Source organism: Pseudomonas sp. GW823-FHT02E01 (assembly GCF_058797535.1).
Window position 1 is genome coordinate 486,025 of record NZ_JBXAJS010000001.1, and the last position, 16,342, is coordinate 502,366.

The following is a 16,342-nucleotide window of genomic DNA, read 5'->3' on the forward strand; positions in this document are numbered from 1 at the left end:
GGAGCAACATTGCCGAGCGATTCGACTAGCCCCAACGCATCACAGCCAACAGCCACACCAGGGACATCGCGAAGGCGACCCAGATGCTCCAGTCGGTGACGCCGATTACCAGCAGATGCAGGTAGGCGCTGCCGAGAAGACCGATGAACAGCCGATCGCCACGGGTGGTGGCAATCGGTAGAAAACCTCGCCTGAAAACGCTCGGCGAACGCAATTCCCAGGTGGTCATGCCCACCAGGATCAAGGCAATGACGCCGAAGAACGCCGCCGTGGGGACGGTCCAACTCATCCATTCCATCATCAGTTCCTCATACCCGGCCCAGGGCAAAGCCCTTGGCCACGTGGTTGCGAACAAACCAGATCACCAACATGCCCGGCAGGATGGTCAACACCCCCGCCGCCGCCAGCACGCCCCAGTCGATACCGGATGCCGAGACCGTGCGAGTCATCACCGCTGCGATCGGTTTGGCGTTCACCGACGTGAGGGTTCGCGCCAGCAGCAGTTCGACCCAGGAAAACATGAAGCAGAAGAACGCCGTGACGCCGATGCCGGAGCCGATCAGCGGGATGAAAATCTTCACGAAGAACTTGGGAAAGCTGTAACCATCGATGTAGGCGGTTTCGTCGATCTCCTTGGGCACGCCGGACATGAAGCCTTCGAGAATCCACACCGCCAGCGGCACGTTGAACAGGCAATGGGCCAGGGCCACGGCGATGTGGGTATCGAACAGCCCGATCGAGGAATACAGCTGGAAGAACGGCAACAGGAACACCGCCGGTGGCGCCATGCGGTTGGTCAGCAGCCAGAAGAACAGGTGCTTGTCACCGAGGAAGCGGTAGCGCGAGAACGCATAGGCCGCCGGCAAGGCCACGGTCAGGGAAATGATCGTGTTCAGGCTCACGTAGTACGCCGAGTTGATGTAGCCGGTGTACCAGCTCGGATCGGTGAAGATCACTTTGTAGTTCGCCAGGGTGAAATCCTGCGGAAACAAGGTCAGGCCACCGAGGATTTCGCTGTTGCTCTTGAAGGACATGTTCAGCAGCCAGTAGATCGGCACCAGCAGGAACAGGATGTAGATCAGCAGTGGAATCAGCTTTCTCTTGCTCATGATGGCCTCAGCGGTTGGCGTCGGAGTGAGTCATGGCGGTGTAGAACAGCCAGGACACCAACAGGATGATCAGGAAGTACACCAGCGAGAATGCGGCGGCCGGCCCCAGGTCGAACTGCCCGATCGCCATTTGCGTCAGGGTCTGGCTCAAGAAGGTCGTGGAATTGCCCGGACCGCCACCCGTAAGCACGAAGGGCTCGGTGTAGATCATGAAACTGTCCATGAAGCGCAGCATCACCGCGATCAGCAACACACTCTTGAGCTTGGGTAACTGGATATGCCGGAACACCGCCCAGGCCGAGGCACGGTCGATCCGCGCCGCCTGGTAATACACATCCGGAATCGCCCGCAGGCCGGAGAAGCACAACAGCGCCACCAGCGAGGTCCAGTGCCAGACGTCCATCACCAGTACGGTGACCCAGGCGTCCATGGTGTTCGCCGCATAGTTGTAGCTGATGCCCATGGCCTTGAGGCTCGCCCCCAGCAGACCGATGTCGGCCCGGCCGAAGATCTGCCAGATGGTGCCGACCACGTTCCACGGGATCAGCAACGGAATCGCCAGGATGATCAGCACCACCGACGACCAGCGCCCTTTGGTCGGCATGGTCAGGGCAATCGCAATCCCCAGCGGGATTTCGATCAACAGCACGCAGGCCGAGTAGATGAACTGGCGCAGCAACGAGTCGTGCAGGCGCGGATCGAGCAGCACCTGCTTGTACCAGTCGGCGCCGACGAAGTAGCGGCTGGACTGGTCGAAGATGTCCTGCACCGAATAGTTGACCACGGTCATCATCGGGATCACCGCACTGAACGCCACCAGCAGGAACACCGGCAGCACCAGCCACCAGGCCTTGTTGTTCTGCACCTTGTTCATGGCTGCGCCTCTTGGTTGGCATTGGCTTCGAGCAGGAATTCATCGGCGTAGACCATCAGCCACTGCGCCGGAAAACTGATGTAGGCCGTGCCTTGCGGCACCGGCTTGTCTTCGGCCAGGCGCACTTTCAGGGGGACACCATCGAGGTTGAGGGTCATGATCTTGTAGGTGCCCAGGTCTTCGACGTGTACGACCTGTGCCCGCAGCGCGTCATCAAAGGCTTCGTCCCACACATGGACGAACTCCGGACGAATACCGACCTTCAGGGTTTTCCACTCCGATTCAGCAATACGCTGCTGCATCGCCTCGGACAGCGGCAGGTGAGTCGAGGCGAAACCGACGCCACCCGGTTGCGGCTGCACCTCGATCAGGTTCATCCCGGGGCTGCCAATGAAGTAGCCGACAAAGGTGTGGCTCGGGCGCTCGAACAACTCCCTTGGCGTGCCGAATTGCACGATCTGCCCGCCGTACATCACCGCAATCTTGTCGGCGAAGGTCGAGGCCTCCAGCTGATCGTGGGTGACGTAGACCATGGTGATATTGAACTGTTCGTGGATCTGCTTGAGCTTGCGCCGCAGTTTCCACTTGAGGTGCGGGTCGATCACCGTCAGCGGCTCATCGAACAGGATCGCCGACACGTCGTCGCGCACCAGCCCACGCCCCATGGAGACTTTCTGTTTTTCGTCGGCGGTGAGGTTGCGGGCCTTTTTGCTCAACAGGTTCTGCAGGTCGAGAACTTCGGCGATTTCCTGCACCTTGCTATGCACCCGGACCTCGGCCATGCCCTGATTGCGCAGCGGGAAGGCCAGGTTGTCGAACACCGTCATGGTGTCGTAGACCACCGGGAACTGGAAAACCTGGGCGATGTTGCGCTTCTCCGGGGTCAGGTTGTTGACCGCTTTGCCGTCGAACAGCACATGGCCCTGGGACGGGCTGAGCAGCCCGGAAATGATGTTGAGCAAGGTCGATTTGCCACAGCCCGATGGGCCAAGCAACGCGTAGGCGCCACCCTGCTCCCAGATGTGGTCCATCTCGCGGATCGCGTAGTCCTCCGGCCCCGTCGGGGTTTTGGTGTAGCTGTGGGCGAGGTTCTGCAAACGGATTTCGGCCATCAGGCAACCCTCGTGACACGCCGGCCCGGCGCCTGGACCAGCCGCCCCTGCGTATCGAACACAAACAGTTTATGGGTCGGGATGTAGATGCGGATCGGCGCATCGACGTCGTATTCGTGAACGCCGGGCAAGTGCAGCACCAGCAGGAAATGCTCGTTGCGCACGTGCAGAAAGGTTTCCGAGCCACTGATTTCCGCGACTTCGACAGTCACCGCCAATTCGAGGTCATCGTCGTTGCTCGGCACCAGCGAGATATGGCTGGGTCGCACGCCGAAACGGAACTCGCCCTCGCCTACCGGGCGCAGATCGACATTCAGCGGGAAGTGCACGAAATTGGCGAAACTCACTTCGTTGCCGGCAATGCGCCCCGGCATCAGGTTGATCGGCGGCTCGGAGAACAGCTCCGCCGCCAGCACCGTTTGCGGCTGATGATAGACCGACGAAGACTGGCCGCTCTGGATCACCCGGCCTTCGTGAAGAATGGTGGTGGTGCCGCCCAGGGCCAGGGCCTCGTTGGGCTCGGTGGTGGCGTAGATCGCGATGGTGTGGCGCGCCTTGAACAGCTCGCGCATTTCCTGGCGCAGTTCTTCGCGCAACTTGTAGTCGAGGTTAACCAGCGGCTCGTCGAACAGGATCAGCTCGGCATCCTTGACCAGCGCCCGGGCCATGGCCGTGCGTTGTTGCTGGCCACCGGAAAGCTCCAGCGGATAGCGTTTGAGAAACCTCTCGATGCGCAGCATCTTCGCGGTTTCCAGCACCTTGCTCTGAATTTGCTCGCTGGAAACACCGGCCTGACGCAGCGGCGAGGCGATGTTGTCGAACACCGTCATGGTCGGGTAGTTGATGAACTGCTGATAGACCATCGACACATTGCGCAAGCGCACGGGCCGTTGGGTGACGTCGACGCCGTTCATCAGGATGCGGCCGCTGTCGGGCTTGTCCAGACCGGCCATCAGGCGCATCAGGCTGGTTTTGCCGGACAAGGTGCGACCCAGCAAAACGTTGAAGGAACCGGGTTCAAAACTCAGGTTGGCATCGTCGATCCAGGTCTGGCCCTCGACGGTGCGGCTGACGTGTTCCAGGGTGAGTGACATGGCTCGGCCTTTTTCTTATTGGAGTCAAGCGACCGGAGCTGTGTAGCGACATTTGTGCCAGAAATTGCAAACGATTGATTCAGTTTGAAATTCCTGAAAATGACTACAGAGTCACGTTCATTGCTGAACACAAATGAACAACCGCGACTGAACAACTGAACACTTCAACGGTTGACAATGAACATTAGTGAACAACACTCTACAGACCGTATTCCGGCCCTTGTAGGAGTGAGCTTGCTCGCGATGGAGGTCAACGTGACGAGGGCTGCCTGAAGGAACGAGGCGACCTCACGTCCATCGCGAGCAAGCTCGTTCCTACAGGGCGCCATGTGTAATTGAATAACAACAATAAAAGCTTGCTCAGAGATCGACTGCCATGGCCGCACCCGCCTCGCCGCTGTCCCACGACGCCATCATCCAGGACTCCTGGTCCCGTTGCCGCGCGTTCGGCCTCAGTCATCAGAGCACGCCGGCATTCGACCAATTGCCGGCCGCAGGCATCGCGCAACTGCTGGAGAGCCAGCATTCACTGGTGCAAACCACCCATCAGGAAGTGCTGCCCTACTACGAGAACATCCTGAGCAACTCCAATTGCCTGATCATGCTCGCCGACCATCAGGGCCAGGTGCTCACGTCGTGGGGTACCCAGCGCTTTATCGAACCGAAACTGGCCCGGGGTTTCAGCGCCGGCGCCAGCTGGATGGAACGCTGCACCGGCACCAACGCCATTGGCACCGCCCTGGCCTGCGAGCAAGCGGTGCACATCGAGCACGACGAACATTTCCTCAAGGCCAACCGCTTCATGACCGGTTCCGCCGCGCCGATATTCGATACCGAGCGCAAGGTGATCGCGGTGCTGGACGTGTCCAGCGACAGCTACCTGCCGCCCTCCCACACCCTGGGCATGGTCAAGATGATGAGCCAGACCGTGGAAAACCGGTTGATCCTCAACCTGTTCCATGGCCAGCATTTCCAACTGACGTTCAACACCGGGCTGAATAACCTCGACAGTCAGTGGGCCGGATTGCTGATATTCGATGAAACCGGCCAGGTGCTGTCGGCCAACCGCCGGGCCGACAACCTGCTGGGTATCAGCCTGTCGCGGGTCAGTATCGAAAGCCTGTTCAAGGTCTCGCTGCTGGAGTTGCTGAATCAACCCGAAGGCTTGCCCTTCTCGCTGCAGGCTTCCGGGCGCAACCGCTTCCAGTGTCTGCTGAAAAGACCCAAGCAGGTTCCGATTCAGCCGCGAGTGTTCGCCGAACCTGCCGTGACTGCGCCAACACCGGCCGCGATCAGCCTCAACACCCTGCACTTCGGCGACAGCCGCGTGGAAAAAGCTGTGCGCCAGGCCGAGCGGTTGCTGGAAAAAGACATTCCGCTGTTAATCCACGGCGAGACTGGCGTCGGTAAGGAAGTTTTCGTCAAAGCCCTGCATCAGGCCAGCTCTCGCAGCAAACAGGCGTTTATTGCGGTGAACTGTGCAGCGATCCCCGCCGAACTGGTCGAGTCAGAGCTGTTCGGCTACGAGAAAGGCGCGTTCACCGGCGCCAACCAGAAAGGCAGCATCGGCCTGATCCGCAAGGCTGACAAAGGCACGCTGTTCCTCGATGAAATCGGCGATATGCCACTGCCAACCCAGGCACGACTGTTGCGGGTGTTGCAGGAGCGTTGCGTGCAGCCCGTGGGCAGCAGCGAGTTGTTTCCTGTGGACTTGCGCATCATTTCAGCGACCAATCGCTCGTTGCGCGAACAGGTACAACTGGGGCGGTTTCGTGAAGATCTGTATTACCGCATCGGCGGCCTGACCCTGGAACTGCCACCGTTAAGAGAGCGCAGCGATAAAGAGGCGTTGTTCAAACGCCTGTGGGAACAGCATCGCGAACCAAGCCAATGGGCCGGACTGAGCCGCGAGGTATTGGCGCTGTTCGAGCGCCATCCGTGGCCGGGAAACCTGCGTCAGGTCAGCAGCGTGATGCAGGTGGCGTTGGCCATGGCCGAGGAACAACCGATAAGGCCGGAGCATTTGCCGGATGATTTTTTTGTTGATCTGGAGATGGAGCCGGTGGAGTCGCAGGAGCCGTTGGCGGTTGATCTTGATGATGCCGAGGAGTTGAATCGGCAGCTGCAGGCGGTTGGGGGGAATATTTCCCATCTGGCGCGGCGGTTGGGGGTTAGTCGCAATACCCTTTACAAGCGGTTGCGCCAGACTGAATGACGAGTGAATCGCAGCGGTAATATTCGGCTTGAGACCATCGCGAGCAAGCTCGCTCCCACAGTGTCCGTGTCGAACACAAAATCTGCGCATACCACAGAACCTGTGGGAGCGAGCTTGCTCGCGGTGGCGTCAGCCCTGTCAACACAAGCCTGGAGTCCAACCCCATAAACAAAAACCCGCACAAGGCGGGTTTTGTTTTCAAGCACTACAGCTGTCAGTCAGCCAGACGCCAGGTCGTGCCGCCCTTGCCGTCTTCCAGCACCACGCCCATGGCGGTGAGCTGGTCGCGGATGCGGTCGGATTCGGCCCAGTCCTTGCCGGCGCGTGCCGCCAGACGCGCGGCAATCAGCGCCTCGACTTCAGCGGCATCCACGCGCCCTTCGGCGCCGGCCTGCAGGAAGTCATCGGCTTCGAGTTGCAACACACCCAACACGCTGGCCAGTTCTTTCAAACGGGCGGCCAGACCGGCCGCAGCGTTCAGATCACTCTCACGCAGGCGGTTGATCTCGCGGACCATCTCAAACAGCACCGCGCAGGCTTCCGGTGTGCCGAAGTCGTCGTTCATCACCTGGGTGAAGCGCTCGACGAAGGCTTCGCCGCCCGCTGGCGCCACGTTCGGCAGGCCTTTCAACGCGTGGTAGAAACGCTCCAGAGCGCCTTTGGCGTCCTTGAGGTTGTCTTCCGAGTAGTTGATGGCGCTGCGGTAGTGGCTCGACACCAGCAGGTAACGCACGACTTCCGGGTGGTACTTGTCGAGCACGTCGCGAATGGTGAAGAAGTTGTTCAAGGACTTGGACATCTTCTCGCCATTGATACGGATCATGCCGCAATGCATCCAGGCGTTGGCGTAGGTCTTGCCGGTGGCCGCTTCGCTCTGGGCAATTTCGTTTTCGTGGTGCGGGAACTCAAGGTCGCTGCCGCCGCCATGAATGTCGAAGGTCTCGCCCAGGCAGCAGGTGGACATCACCGAGCACTCGATGTGCCAGCCCGGACGCCCGGCGCCCCACGGCGATTCCCAGCTCGGTTCGCCCGGTTTGGCGGCTTTCCACAAAACGAAGTCCAGCGGGTCCTGCTTGGACTCGTCGACTTCGATGCGTGCGCCGATGCGCAAGTCTTCGATCTTCTTGCGCGACAGCTTGCCGTAGCCCATGAACTTGCCGACGCGGTAGTACACGTCGCCATTGCCCGGGGCGTAGGCGTAGCCCTTGTCGATCAGGGTCTGGATCATCGCGTGCATGCCAAGGATGTGATCCGTGGCACGCGGCTCCATGTCCGGCTTCTTGATGTTCAGGCGCGCTTCATCTTCGTGCATCGCCGCGATCATGCGCTCGGTCAAGGCTTCGAACGACTCGCCGTTCTCGTTGGCCCGATTGATGATCTTGTCGTCGATGTCGGTGATGTTGCGCACGTAGGTCAGGTCATAGCCGCTGAAGCGCAACCAGCGCGTCACCAGGTCGAACGCGACCATGCTGCGGCCGTGGCCCAGGTGGCAATAGTCGTACACGGTCATGCCGCACACGTACATGCGCACCTTGTTGCCATCGAGCGGCTTGAAGACTTCTTTGCTCTTGGTGAGCGTGTTGTAGATCGTAAGCACGTTTATTCCTTGACGCTAAATCACTGGCCCCACGAATCACGCAGGGTCACGGTACGGTTGAATACCGGCTGACCTGGTTTCGAGTCCTTGAGATCGGCGACGAAGTAACCTTCGCGCTCGAACTGGAAACGGTCTTCCGGCTGTGCATTGCCCAGCGAAGGCTCGGCACGACAACCGGTGAGTACCTGCAGCGAATCAGGGTTGATGTTGTCCAGGAAACTGGCGCTGTCTTCGGCCTTCTCCGGGTTTGGAGAACGGAACAGACGATCGTACAGACGCACTTCGCACTCGACGCTGGCAGCGGCCGGCACCCAGTGGATCACGCCTTTGACCTTGCGACCTTCCGGGTTCTTGCCCAGGGTGTCCGGATCGTAGGAGCAGCGCAGTTCGACGATGTTGCCATCGGCGTCCTTGATCGCTTCGTCGGCGCGGATCACGTAGCTGCCACGCAGACGCACTTCACCGGCCGGCTCCAGGCGCTTGTAGCCCTTCGGCGGCTCTTCCATGAAGTCGTCACGGTCGATGTAGATTTCACGGGCGAACGGCAACGCGCGCACGCCCATGTCTTCTTTCGGGTGGCACGGCAGTTCGAGGTTTTCGACCTGGCCTTCCGGGTAGTTGGTGATCACGACTTTCAGCGGACGCAACACGCACATGGCGCGCGGGGCGCTGTGGTCGAGGTCGTCGCGGATGCTGAATTCGAGCATGCCGAAGTCGACCACGCCGTCGGAACGGTTGGTGCCGATCATTTCGCAAAAGTTGCGGATCGATTTAGGCGTGTAGCCACGGCGGCGGAAACCCGACAGCGTGGACATGCGCGGGTCGTCCCAGCCATTGACGTGCTTTTCATCGACCAGCTGCTTGAGCTTGCGCTTGCTGGTGATGGTGTAGTTCAGGTTCAGGCGGCTGAACTCGTACTGGCGCGGGTTGGCCGGTACCGGCAAGTGCTCGAGGAACCACTCGTACAGCGGACGGTGGCTTTCGAACTCCAGGGTGCAGATCGAATGGGTGATGCCTTCGATGGCGTCCGACTGACCGTGGGTGAAGTCGTAGTTGGGGTAGATGCACCACTTGTCACCGGTCTGGTGGTGGTGCGCGTGACGGATGCGATACATGATCGGGTCACGCAGGTTCATGTTCGGTGAGGCCATGTCGATCTTGGCCCGCAGCACCCGTGCGCCGTCCTTGAACTCGCCGGCTTTCATGCGGGCGAACAGGTCCAGGTTCTCTTCGACGCTGCGGTCGCGGAACGGGCTGTTCTTGCCCGGCTCGGTCAGGCTGCCACGGTATTCCTTGGCTTGTTCCGGGGTCAGGTCGTCGACGTAGGCATTGCCGGACTTGATCAACTCCACCGCCCAGTCATGCAACTGGTCGAAATACTGCGAGGCGTAGCGCACTTCGCCGGACCATTCGAAGCCCAGCCATTTGACGTCGCTTTCGATCGCGTCGATGTATTCCTGGTCTTCCTTGGCCGGGTTGGTGTCGTCGAAACGCAGGTGCGTGACGCCGCCGAACTCCTGGGCCAGGCCGAAGTTCACACAGATCGACTTGGCGTGGCCGATGTGCAGGTAGCCGTTGGGTTCAGGCGGAAAACGGGTGACGATCTGCGTGTGCTTGCCCGAGTCCAGGTCTGCCTGGATGATCGGCCGCAGGAAGTTGACCGGCACGGCAGGGCCGGTCTTGGCATTCGAGGTAGGGTCGACAGTGGGCTTGCTCATAGGATCCTTGAACGTACAAGTGCGTGGCCGTAATGAAGGCCGGACAAAACAAAGCCGCTATCATAGCCGATGCCGTCAAGTACCTGACAGAGCGCACTCTGTAAACCGTCGCATTTAATAGGCCGTAAATGAAAAAACAGCCTCGAAATTCGCGTCTGGCACGCTAAACTGCGCACCTTGGCCAAAAAGGCTGAACCGGTGGCGGGACGCGATGTTCCAACACCACGAATTCCTCTAGTGAGTAACGATCATGACCCAAGTCAAACTGACTACCAACTTCGGTGACATCGTCCTCGAACTGAACGCCGACAAAGCCCCGATCACCGTGGCCAACTTCGTTGAGTACGTTAAAGCCGGTCACTACGAAAACACCGTTTTCCACCGTGTCATCGGTAACTTCATGATCCAGGGCGGCGGTTTCGAGCCAGGCATGAAAGAAAAGAAAGACAAGCGCCCAAGCATCCAGAACGAAGCCGACAACGGTCTTTCCAACGACAAATACACCGTCGCCATGGCCCGCACCATGGAGCCGCATTCGGCTTCCGCACAGTTCTTCATCAACGTGGCGGACAACAGCTTCCTGAACCACAGCGGCAAGAACGTTCAGGGCTGGGGCTACGCGGTATTCGGTAAAGTGACCGCCGGCACCGACGTTGTCGACAAGATCAAAGGCGTGGCCACCACTTCCAAGTCCGGCCACCAGGACGTACCGGCAGACGACGTGATCATCGAGAAAGCCGAGATCATTGAGTGATATTGCTGATTTCAGATTTACATCTGGAAGAGGAGCGCCCGGACATTACCCGGGCGTTTCTGGATTTGCTCGCCGGACGCGCCCGCTCGGCGAGTGCGTTGTACATTCTGGGCGACTTCTTCGAGGTGTGGATTGGCGACGACGCCATGACACCCTTCCAGCGTTCCATCTGCCAGGCCCTGCGCGAATTGAGCGACAGCGGCACGGCCATTTTCCTGATGCACGGCAATCGCGACTTCATGTTGGGCAAGGCCTTCTGCAAAGCAGCCGGCTGCACCTTGTTGAAGGATCCGAGTGTCGTGCAGTTCAACGGCGAGCCGGTGCTGCTGATGCACGGCGACAGCCTCTGTACCCGCGACGAAGCCTATATGAAGCTGCGTCGCTACCTGCGCAACCCGATCACCCTGTTCATCCTGCGGCATCTGCCGCTGCGCACCCGGCACAAGCTGGCGCGCAAACTGCGCAGTGAAAGCCGTGCGCAAACGCGGATGAAGGCCAATGACATCGTCGATGTCACGCCCGAAGAGATTCCGCGGATCATGCAGGAATTCGGCGTGAAGACCTTGATCCACGGGCACACCCACCGCCCCGCGATTCACAAGTTGCAGCTTGGCGAGCAAGCGGCCCGGCGCATTGTGCTGGGGGATTGGGATCGTCAAGGGTGGGCATTGCAGGTGGATGAGCAAGGGTTTTCGCTGGCGCCGTTTGATTTCACTCCGCCACCGCCACTGGCAGCACCCGCGAACTGAAGGCTGTAGGAGATCCCTGTGGGAGCGAGCTTGCTCGCGATAGCGGATTAACATCCAACATCTTTTTTGACTGATCCATCGCTATCGCGAGCAAGCTCGCTCCCACATGGGTTCCACTGCGTTTGTCAGTGCCCCGCGGAAGCCTCTGGCCCGGCCTTCGCCGTAAACGGCGGCTTGGCCAGCCAGACAATCAGGATCAGCCCCAGGAACATCCAGCCCAGCAAGGTGAAGTAGTCCACCGTGGACATGATGTACGCCTGGCTGATCACCGTCTGCTCCAGCTGCGTGTAGGCCTTGGCCCCTGCCCCGCCCAGGTGGGTCAGCGCTTCGCGGGTCGCCGGATCGAAGGGGGTGATGCTTTCGGTCAGGTAGGCGTGGTGCTGGTCCGCCCGACGAATCCAGATCCAGGTGGTCAACGACGCCGCGAAACTGCCGCCCAAGGTCCGCAAGAACGTCGCCAGCCCCGAACCGTCGGCAATCTGGTTCGGTGGCAGGTCCGAAAGCAGGATGGTCAGGGTCGGCATGAAGAACAGCGCTACGCCGATCCCCATGAACAGCTGCACCATGGCGATGTGCTGGAAGTCCACTTCATTGGTGAAGCCTGCGCGCATGAAACAGCTCAGGCCGATGGCCAGGAACGCCCCGCCCGCCAGCAGGCGCATGTCGAATTTCGGTGCGTACTTGCCGACAAACGGCGCCAGCAGCACCGGCAGGATCCCCAGCGGGGCCACGGCAAAACCGGCCCAGGTCGCGGTATAGCCCAGCCGCGTTTGCAGCCACTGCGGCAAAATCAGGTTGATCCCGAAGAACCCGGCATAGCCCAGGATCAGCACGATGGTGCCGTAGCGGAAGTTACGATGGGCGAACAGGCGCAGGTTGACCACCGGGTGTTCGTCGGTCATTTCCCAGATCACGAAGAACGCCAGGGCCACCACCGAAATCACCGAGCCGATCACGATGAAGCTGGATTCGAACCAGTCGGCATCATTGCCCTTGTCGAGCACAATCTGCAGAGCCCCGACGCCAATGATCAGCGCGATCAGACCGACGTAATCCATCGGTTGGCGGCTGGTGACCACCGGGCGCTTTTTCATCTGCCGGGTGACCACCCATGCCGCGAACAGGCCGATCGGCACGTTGATGAAGAAAATCCACGGCCAGCTGTAGCTGTCGGTGATCCATCCGCCGAGGATCGGCCCGGCAATCGGCGCGACCACCGTGACCATCGCCAGCAGCGCTAGCGCCAGCCCCCGTTTCGCCGGGGGGTAAACCGCAATCAGCAGGGTCTGGGTCATCGGGTACAGTGGCCCGGCCACTACCCCTTGCAGCACCCTGAAGCCCACTAGCTCCGGCATCGAGGTGGAAATCCCGCACAGGAACGAAGCCAGCACGAACAGCAGCGTCGCCCAGACAAACAGCTTCACCTCGCCGAAACGCCGACTGAGCCAACCGGTCAGCGGCAAGGCGATGGCGTTGCTCACGGCGAACGAGGTGATGACCCAGGTGCCCTGCTCCGAACTCACGCCCAGGTTGCCGGAGATCGTCGGCAGCGCCACGTTGGCGATGGTGGTGTCGAGCACTTGCATGAAGGTCGCCAGCGACAGGCCGATGGTGCTGAGCAACAGGCTGGGCGGTGTGAAAGACGCGTTATTGCTCATCGCAAATCCTTTGAAACTCGGCTAGCGCCGCTAACCCTGTGGGAGCGAGCTGTGGCGAGGGGGCTTGCCCCCCGTTTGAGTGCGCAGCACTCACAAGATCTTCGATACATCGGAAATTTTGGGACTGCTTCGCAGCCCAACGGGGGCAAGCCCCCTCGCCACAGCTCGCTCCCACAATTTCCGGTTGATGACGGACTGGCGAATCAGCGTTGTGCGGTCTTGCTGACCGCGGCGCTGTTGTCGTGGATCAACTGGGTGATCATCGCATCGGCCTCGGTCAGCTGACGGTCGTAGACGCTGGTGCTGAACGAAGCCTTCTGCTGCGGCTGTTGCGCCAGCACCGGCCCGCTCTGGTCGTGCAGGTCCACATCGACCATGGTCGACAGGCCGACCCGCAGCGGATGTTTGGCCAGCTCCTCGGCGTTGACGTGGACTCGCACCGGCACGCGCTGCACGATCTTGATCCAGTTGCCGGTGGCGTTTTGCGCTGGCAGCAAGGCAAACGCACTGCCGGTCCCGGCGCCGAGGCTGTCGATGGTGCCGCTGTATTTGACACTGCTGCCGTACAGGTCCGTCTCGATCTCCACCGGTTGGCCGATGCGCATGTCACGCAACTGGGTTTCCTTGAAGTTGGCGTCGATCCACAGCTGATCCAGGGGAATCACCGCCATCAGCGCGGTACCCGGTTGCACGCGCTGGCCAAGTTGTACAGAACGCTTGGCCACGTAACCGGTCACCGGCGCAATCAAGGTGCTGCGGGCGTTGTTCAGGTAGGCCTGACGCAGTTGCGCGGCGGCGGCCATCACATCCGGGTGCGATGAAACCACGGTGTCATCGACCAGCGCGCTGGTGGTCTTGAGCCTTTGTTCGGCATTGGCCAGGGCGTTTTGCGCCGAGGTCAGGTCGTCGCGGGCGTGAGACAGCTCCTCCTGGGAAATCGCCCCGCCGGCGGCGAGGTTCTTGCGGCGGCTGAAGTTGTCCTGGGCCTTTTGCACTTCGGCTTTCTGGGCGTTGACCTGGGCCTTCATGCCGTCTACATCGCTGTACAAGCCACGCACCTGACGCACGGTACGCGCCAGATTGGCCTGGGCATTTTGCAGACCGATTTCGGCGTCGTTCGGGTCGAAGTTCACCAGCACCTGGCCTTCATGCACCAGATCGCCATCATCGGCGCCGATGCTGACCACGGTGCCGGTGACCAGCGGCGTGATTTCCACCACGTTGCCGTTCACATAGGCGTCGTCGGTGCTTTCGCTCCAGCGCCCGTAGAATTCGTAGTAGGCCCAGACACCCGCGCAACCGAGCACGACGACGGCAGCCAGGACCAGCAGCATGAACTTGCGCTTGCCCGAATTGGGGTTGCCCTGGGTGTTTTCAGGAGGTTGAGTTGTATCGGCAGTGGCCATGACAAGTACCTTGAATTAGTGGGTCAGCGTGGCTGGCGTGGCGTTGGCCGAGGCAATGGCCTCAGGCTGGTAACCGCCGCCCAGCGCCTGCATCAGTTGGATCGACAGGTCAATCTGCTCGGCATTCAGGTTGGCCAGCTGGCGCTGGGCCTGGAGCAATTGCTGCTCGATGCTGAGCACGTCCAGGTAGTTGCCGATGCCGGAACCGTAACGCTGGACCACGGTGTTGTAGGAATCCTGGGCGATGTCGGTGGCGTGCTGCTGGGCAGCGATCTGTCGGCCGATGTCACGCAACTGGTTGACGCTGTCGCTGACATCCCCCAGCGCCTTGACCAGGCTTTTGTTGTACTGCGCCACGGCGAGGTCGTAATCGGCGTCGCGGGAATCGAGGTCGGCGCGCAAGCGGCCACCGTCGAAGATCGGCACAGAGATCGTCGGTGCAATGTTGAAGAAGCGGCTGGCCGAACCAAACATCGCATCGCCCAGCAAGGATTCGGCACCGGCGGCGGCGCTGAGGTTCAGGTTGGGATAGAACCGGGTCTTGCCGGCGTCGATGCTTTTGCTCGCCGCTTCGACCCGCCAGCGCGCGGCCACCAGGTCCGGGCGACGCCCGAGCAACTCGGCCGGCAGCACCGAAGGTAGCGCTACCGCACTCGACTGAAGAATGTTCGGGCGGGCAATTTCATTACCGCGGCCCGGGCCTTTGCCGAGCAGAACGGCCAGGGCAATTTTCGCGCTGTTCAAGCGTTTTTCGGCGTCGATCAGGTTGGCCCGGGAAGTGGCTTCCAGGCTTTCGGTCTGCTGGAACTGGTACTGGCTGTCGATCCCGGCAGTCAGGCGCCGCTGGCTGAGGTCGAGCATTTGCCGGGTGCGTTTGAGGTCTTCGTTGGACAGGTCGTAGACGATGTGCGCCTGACCGAGATCGCTATAGGCCCGGGCGACATCGGCGGCCAGCGTCAGTTGCGCAGCCTGCTGGTCGACTTCGGCGGCGCGAGCCTGGCCGAGGGCCGCTTCCCAGGCATCGCGTTGACCGCCCCACAGGTCGAAGTCGTAGTTGAAACCGGTGCTGATGTTGCGAACGGTGGCGTAAGCGTCACCCTGCCCGAGCGGGTCCTGGTCCCGGGCCAAGCGCGAACGGCTGACACCAGCGCTGGCATCCAGGGTCGGCATCCGCGCAGCGTCAGCGGCGTAGGCTGCGGCGCTGGCCTGATGGGCACGGGCATCGGCGATCTGCATGTCCGGGCTGTCGCGCAGGGCCTCGCGGATCAGGTCATCGAGTTGCGGGTCGCCGAGGCTTTTCCACCAGTCGCTTTTTGGCCAGGCCGCGGGGGACAACGTCACACCACTGAGGGATTGCCCGGCCTTGAGGGTCTTCGCGTCGAGGCTGACGCCTTCGGTTTTCAGGCCGCTGTAACTGGCGCAACCGGCGACGCTCATGGCCAACAGCACCAGGCTCAAGCCGGTACGCAAGGGGTTACTGCTCATTTGTCACCTACCCGCAGCAGCGTGATCGCGTCACCGGCTGCCACCAAAATTTTCTTCAGGATCAACTCCAGGGTTTTCAGTTCTTCCGGAGTGATGGCACCGGCCAGTTCATTCATGGCTTCGGCGCCGATGTGCGGCAACCGCCCGGCGAGCTTCTGCCCTTCTTCCGTGAGCACAAGCTGCACCTGGCGGCGATCTGCCTCGGAGCGTTGGCGGGCAAGGAAACCTTTCTGTTCCAGACGATCGAGCATGCGCGTCATCGAGCCGCTGTCCAGGGACAGGTGACGGCATAACTCGCCCGGCGAATCGACGCCGTACTGGGCGATGATGATCAACACCTTGAACTGCGCGGCGGTGATGCCGTGGGGTTCCATGTGGGTGTCGATGATCCGGTCCTTGAGCAGCGCGGCACGCCCGAGCAACAGGCCGAGATGGCAATTCTGGAAATCTTCCGGGGAGAAATGTTTCATCTGACCACCAATTAGCTGCCTAGGCAGTGAATGTATGTCAAGATGTTACTGCCTAGGCAGCGAATGTCAACGTAATAGTTAGCATGCTTGGTAAATAGTTG

General features: G+C 60.7%; 14 protein-coding genes. 3 read left to right on the top strand and 11 right to left on the bottom strand.

Translation table 11 applies throughout. From position 1 onward, the window contains the following. Positions 1-25: 25 nt before the first annotated feature. From AC1RDQ_RS02255 to AC1RDQ_RS02275, 5 genes are read right to left on the bottom strand one after another with little or no spacing between them, the layout of a single operon-like run. The gene (locus tag AC1RDQ_RS02255) at positions 26-298 is read right to left on the bottom strand and encodes a DUF2160 domain-containing protein (RefSeq protein WP_492586127.1); all 273 of its coding nucleotides are present in this window, start codon (positions 296-298) and stop codon (positions 26-28) included. 10 nt (positions 299-308) lie between these two features. Further along, positions 309-1,109: a carbohydrate ABC transporter permease gene (locus AC1RDQ_RS02260; protein WP_008046506.1), complete on the bottom strand. Its 801-nt coding sequence runs from the start codon at positions 1,107-1,109 to the stop codon at positions 309-311. A gap of 7 nt (positions 1,110-1,116) precedes the next feature. Continuing rightward, entirely contained in the window at positions 1,117-1,983 is an 867-nt protein-coding gene (locus tag AC1RDQ_RS02265; RefSeq protein WP_008046507.1) for a carbohydrate ABC transporter permease, read from the bottom strand. Continuing rightward, positions 1,980-3,095, bottom strand: coding sequence for an ABC transporter ATP-binding protein (locus AC1RDQ_RS02270; RefSeq protein ID WP_492586128.1), 1,116 nt, complete (start codon positions 3,093-3,095; stop codon positions 1,980-1,982). Before AC1RDQ_RS02270 ends, AC1RDQ_RS02265 begins: the two co-directional genes overlap by 4 nt. Continuing rightward, complete coding sequence (locus tag AC1RDQ_RS02275) at positions 3,095-4,189, bottom strand: ABC transporter ATP-binding protein (protein WP_218496194.1); 1,095 nt, start codon at positions 4,187-4,189, stop codon at positions 3,095-3,097. The genes AC1RDQ_RS02270 and AC1RDQ_RS02275 overlap by 1 nt, the downstream gene beginning before the upstream one ends. Positions 4,190-4,565: 376 nt before the next feature. Between AC1RDQ_RS02275 and AC1RDQ_RS02280 the strand changes: the two genes are divergently transcribed. Then, a complete protein-coding gene (locus AC1RDQ_RS02280) occupies positions 4,566-6,404 on the top strand; it encodes a sigma-54-dependent Fis family transcriptional regulator (RefSeq protein ID WP_492586130.1) in 1,839 nt (612 codons plus the stop codon). Between the two features lie 214 nt (positions 6,405-6,618). On the opposite strand, the gene cysS is transcribed toward AC1RDQ_RS02280, so the two are convergent. Further along, on the bottom strand, positions 6,619-8,001 hold the full coding sequence (gene cysS / locus AC1RDQ_RS02285) for a cysteine--tRNA ligase (protein WP_492586132.1): 1,383 nt from the start codon (positions 7,999-8,001) through the stop codon (positions 6,619-6,621). A 20-nt stretch (positions 8,002-8,021) separates the two neighbouring features. After that, a complete protein-coding gene (locus AC1RDQ_RS02290) occupies positions 8,022-9,719 on the bottom strand; it encodes a glutamine--tRNA ligase/YqeY domain fusion protein (RefSeq protein WP_150812606.1) in 1,698 nt (565 codons plus the stop codon). Between the two features lie 250 nt (positions 9,720-9,969). Here AC1RDQ_RS02290 and AC1RDQ_RS02295 point away from each other — a divergent pair, with 250 nt between their 5' ends. Further along, positions 9,970-10,473, top strand: coding sequence for a peptidylprolyl isomerase (locus AC1RDQ_RS02295; RefSeq protein ID WP_008053603.1), 504 nt, complete (start codon positions 9,970-9,972; stop codon positions 10,471-10,473). Beyond that, positions 10,470-11,222 (top strand): UDP-2,3-diacylglucosamine diphosphatase, encoded by a 753-nt coding sequence (gene lpxH / locus AC1RDQ_RS02300; RefSeq protein WP_492586134.1) that lies wholly within the window; start codon positions 10,470-10,472, stop codon positions 11,220-11,222. Before AC1RDQ_RS02295 ends, lpxH begins: the two co-directional genes overlap by 4 nt. Positions 11,223-11,347: 125 nt before the next feature. On the opposite strand, the gene AC1RDQ_RS02305 is transcribed toward lpxH, so the two are convergent. The 4 genes from AC1RDQ_RS02305 to AC1RDQ_RS02320 form a co-directional block, all read right to left on the bottom strand. Beyond that, complete coding sequence (locus tag AC1RDQ_RS02305) at positions 11,348-12,880, bottom strand: DHA2 family efflux MFS transporter permease subunit (protein WP_492586136.1); 1,533 nt, start codon at positions 12,878-12,880, stop codon at positions 11,348-11,350. Between the two features lie 203 nt (positions 12,881-13,083). After that, the gene (locus tag AC1RDQ_RS02310) at positions 13,084-14,286 is read right to left on the bottom strand and encodes an HlyD family secretion protein (RefSeq protein WP_492586138.1); all 1,203 of its coding nucleotides are present in this window, start codon (positions 14,284-14,286) and stop codon (positions 13,084-13,086) included. Positions 14,287-14,301: 15 nt separating this feature from the next. Next, positions 14,302-15,771 (bottom strand): efflux transporter outer membrane subunit, encoded by a 1,470-nt coding sequence (locus tag AC1RDQ_RS02315; protein ID WP_492586140.1) that lies wholly within the window; start codon positions 15,769-15,771, stop codon positions 14,302-14,304. After that, a complete protein-coding gene (locus AC1RDQ_RS02320) occupies positions 15,768-16,241 on the bottom strand; it encodes a MarR family winged helix-turn-helix transcriptional regulator (RefSeq protein ID WP_090456640.1) in 474 nt (157 codons plus the stop codon). Before AC1RDQ_RS02320 ends, AC1RDQ_RS02315 begins: the two co-directional genes overlap by 4 nt. Between the last annotated feature and the right edge of the window lie 101 nt (positions 16,242-16,342).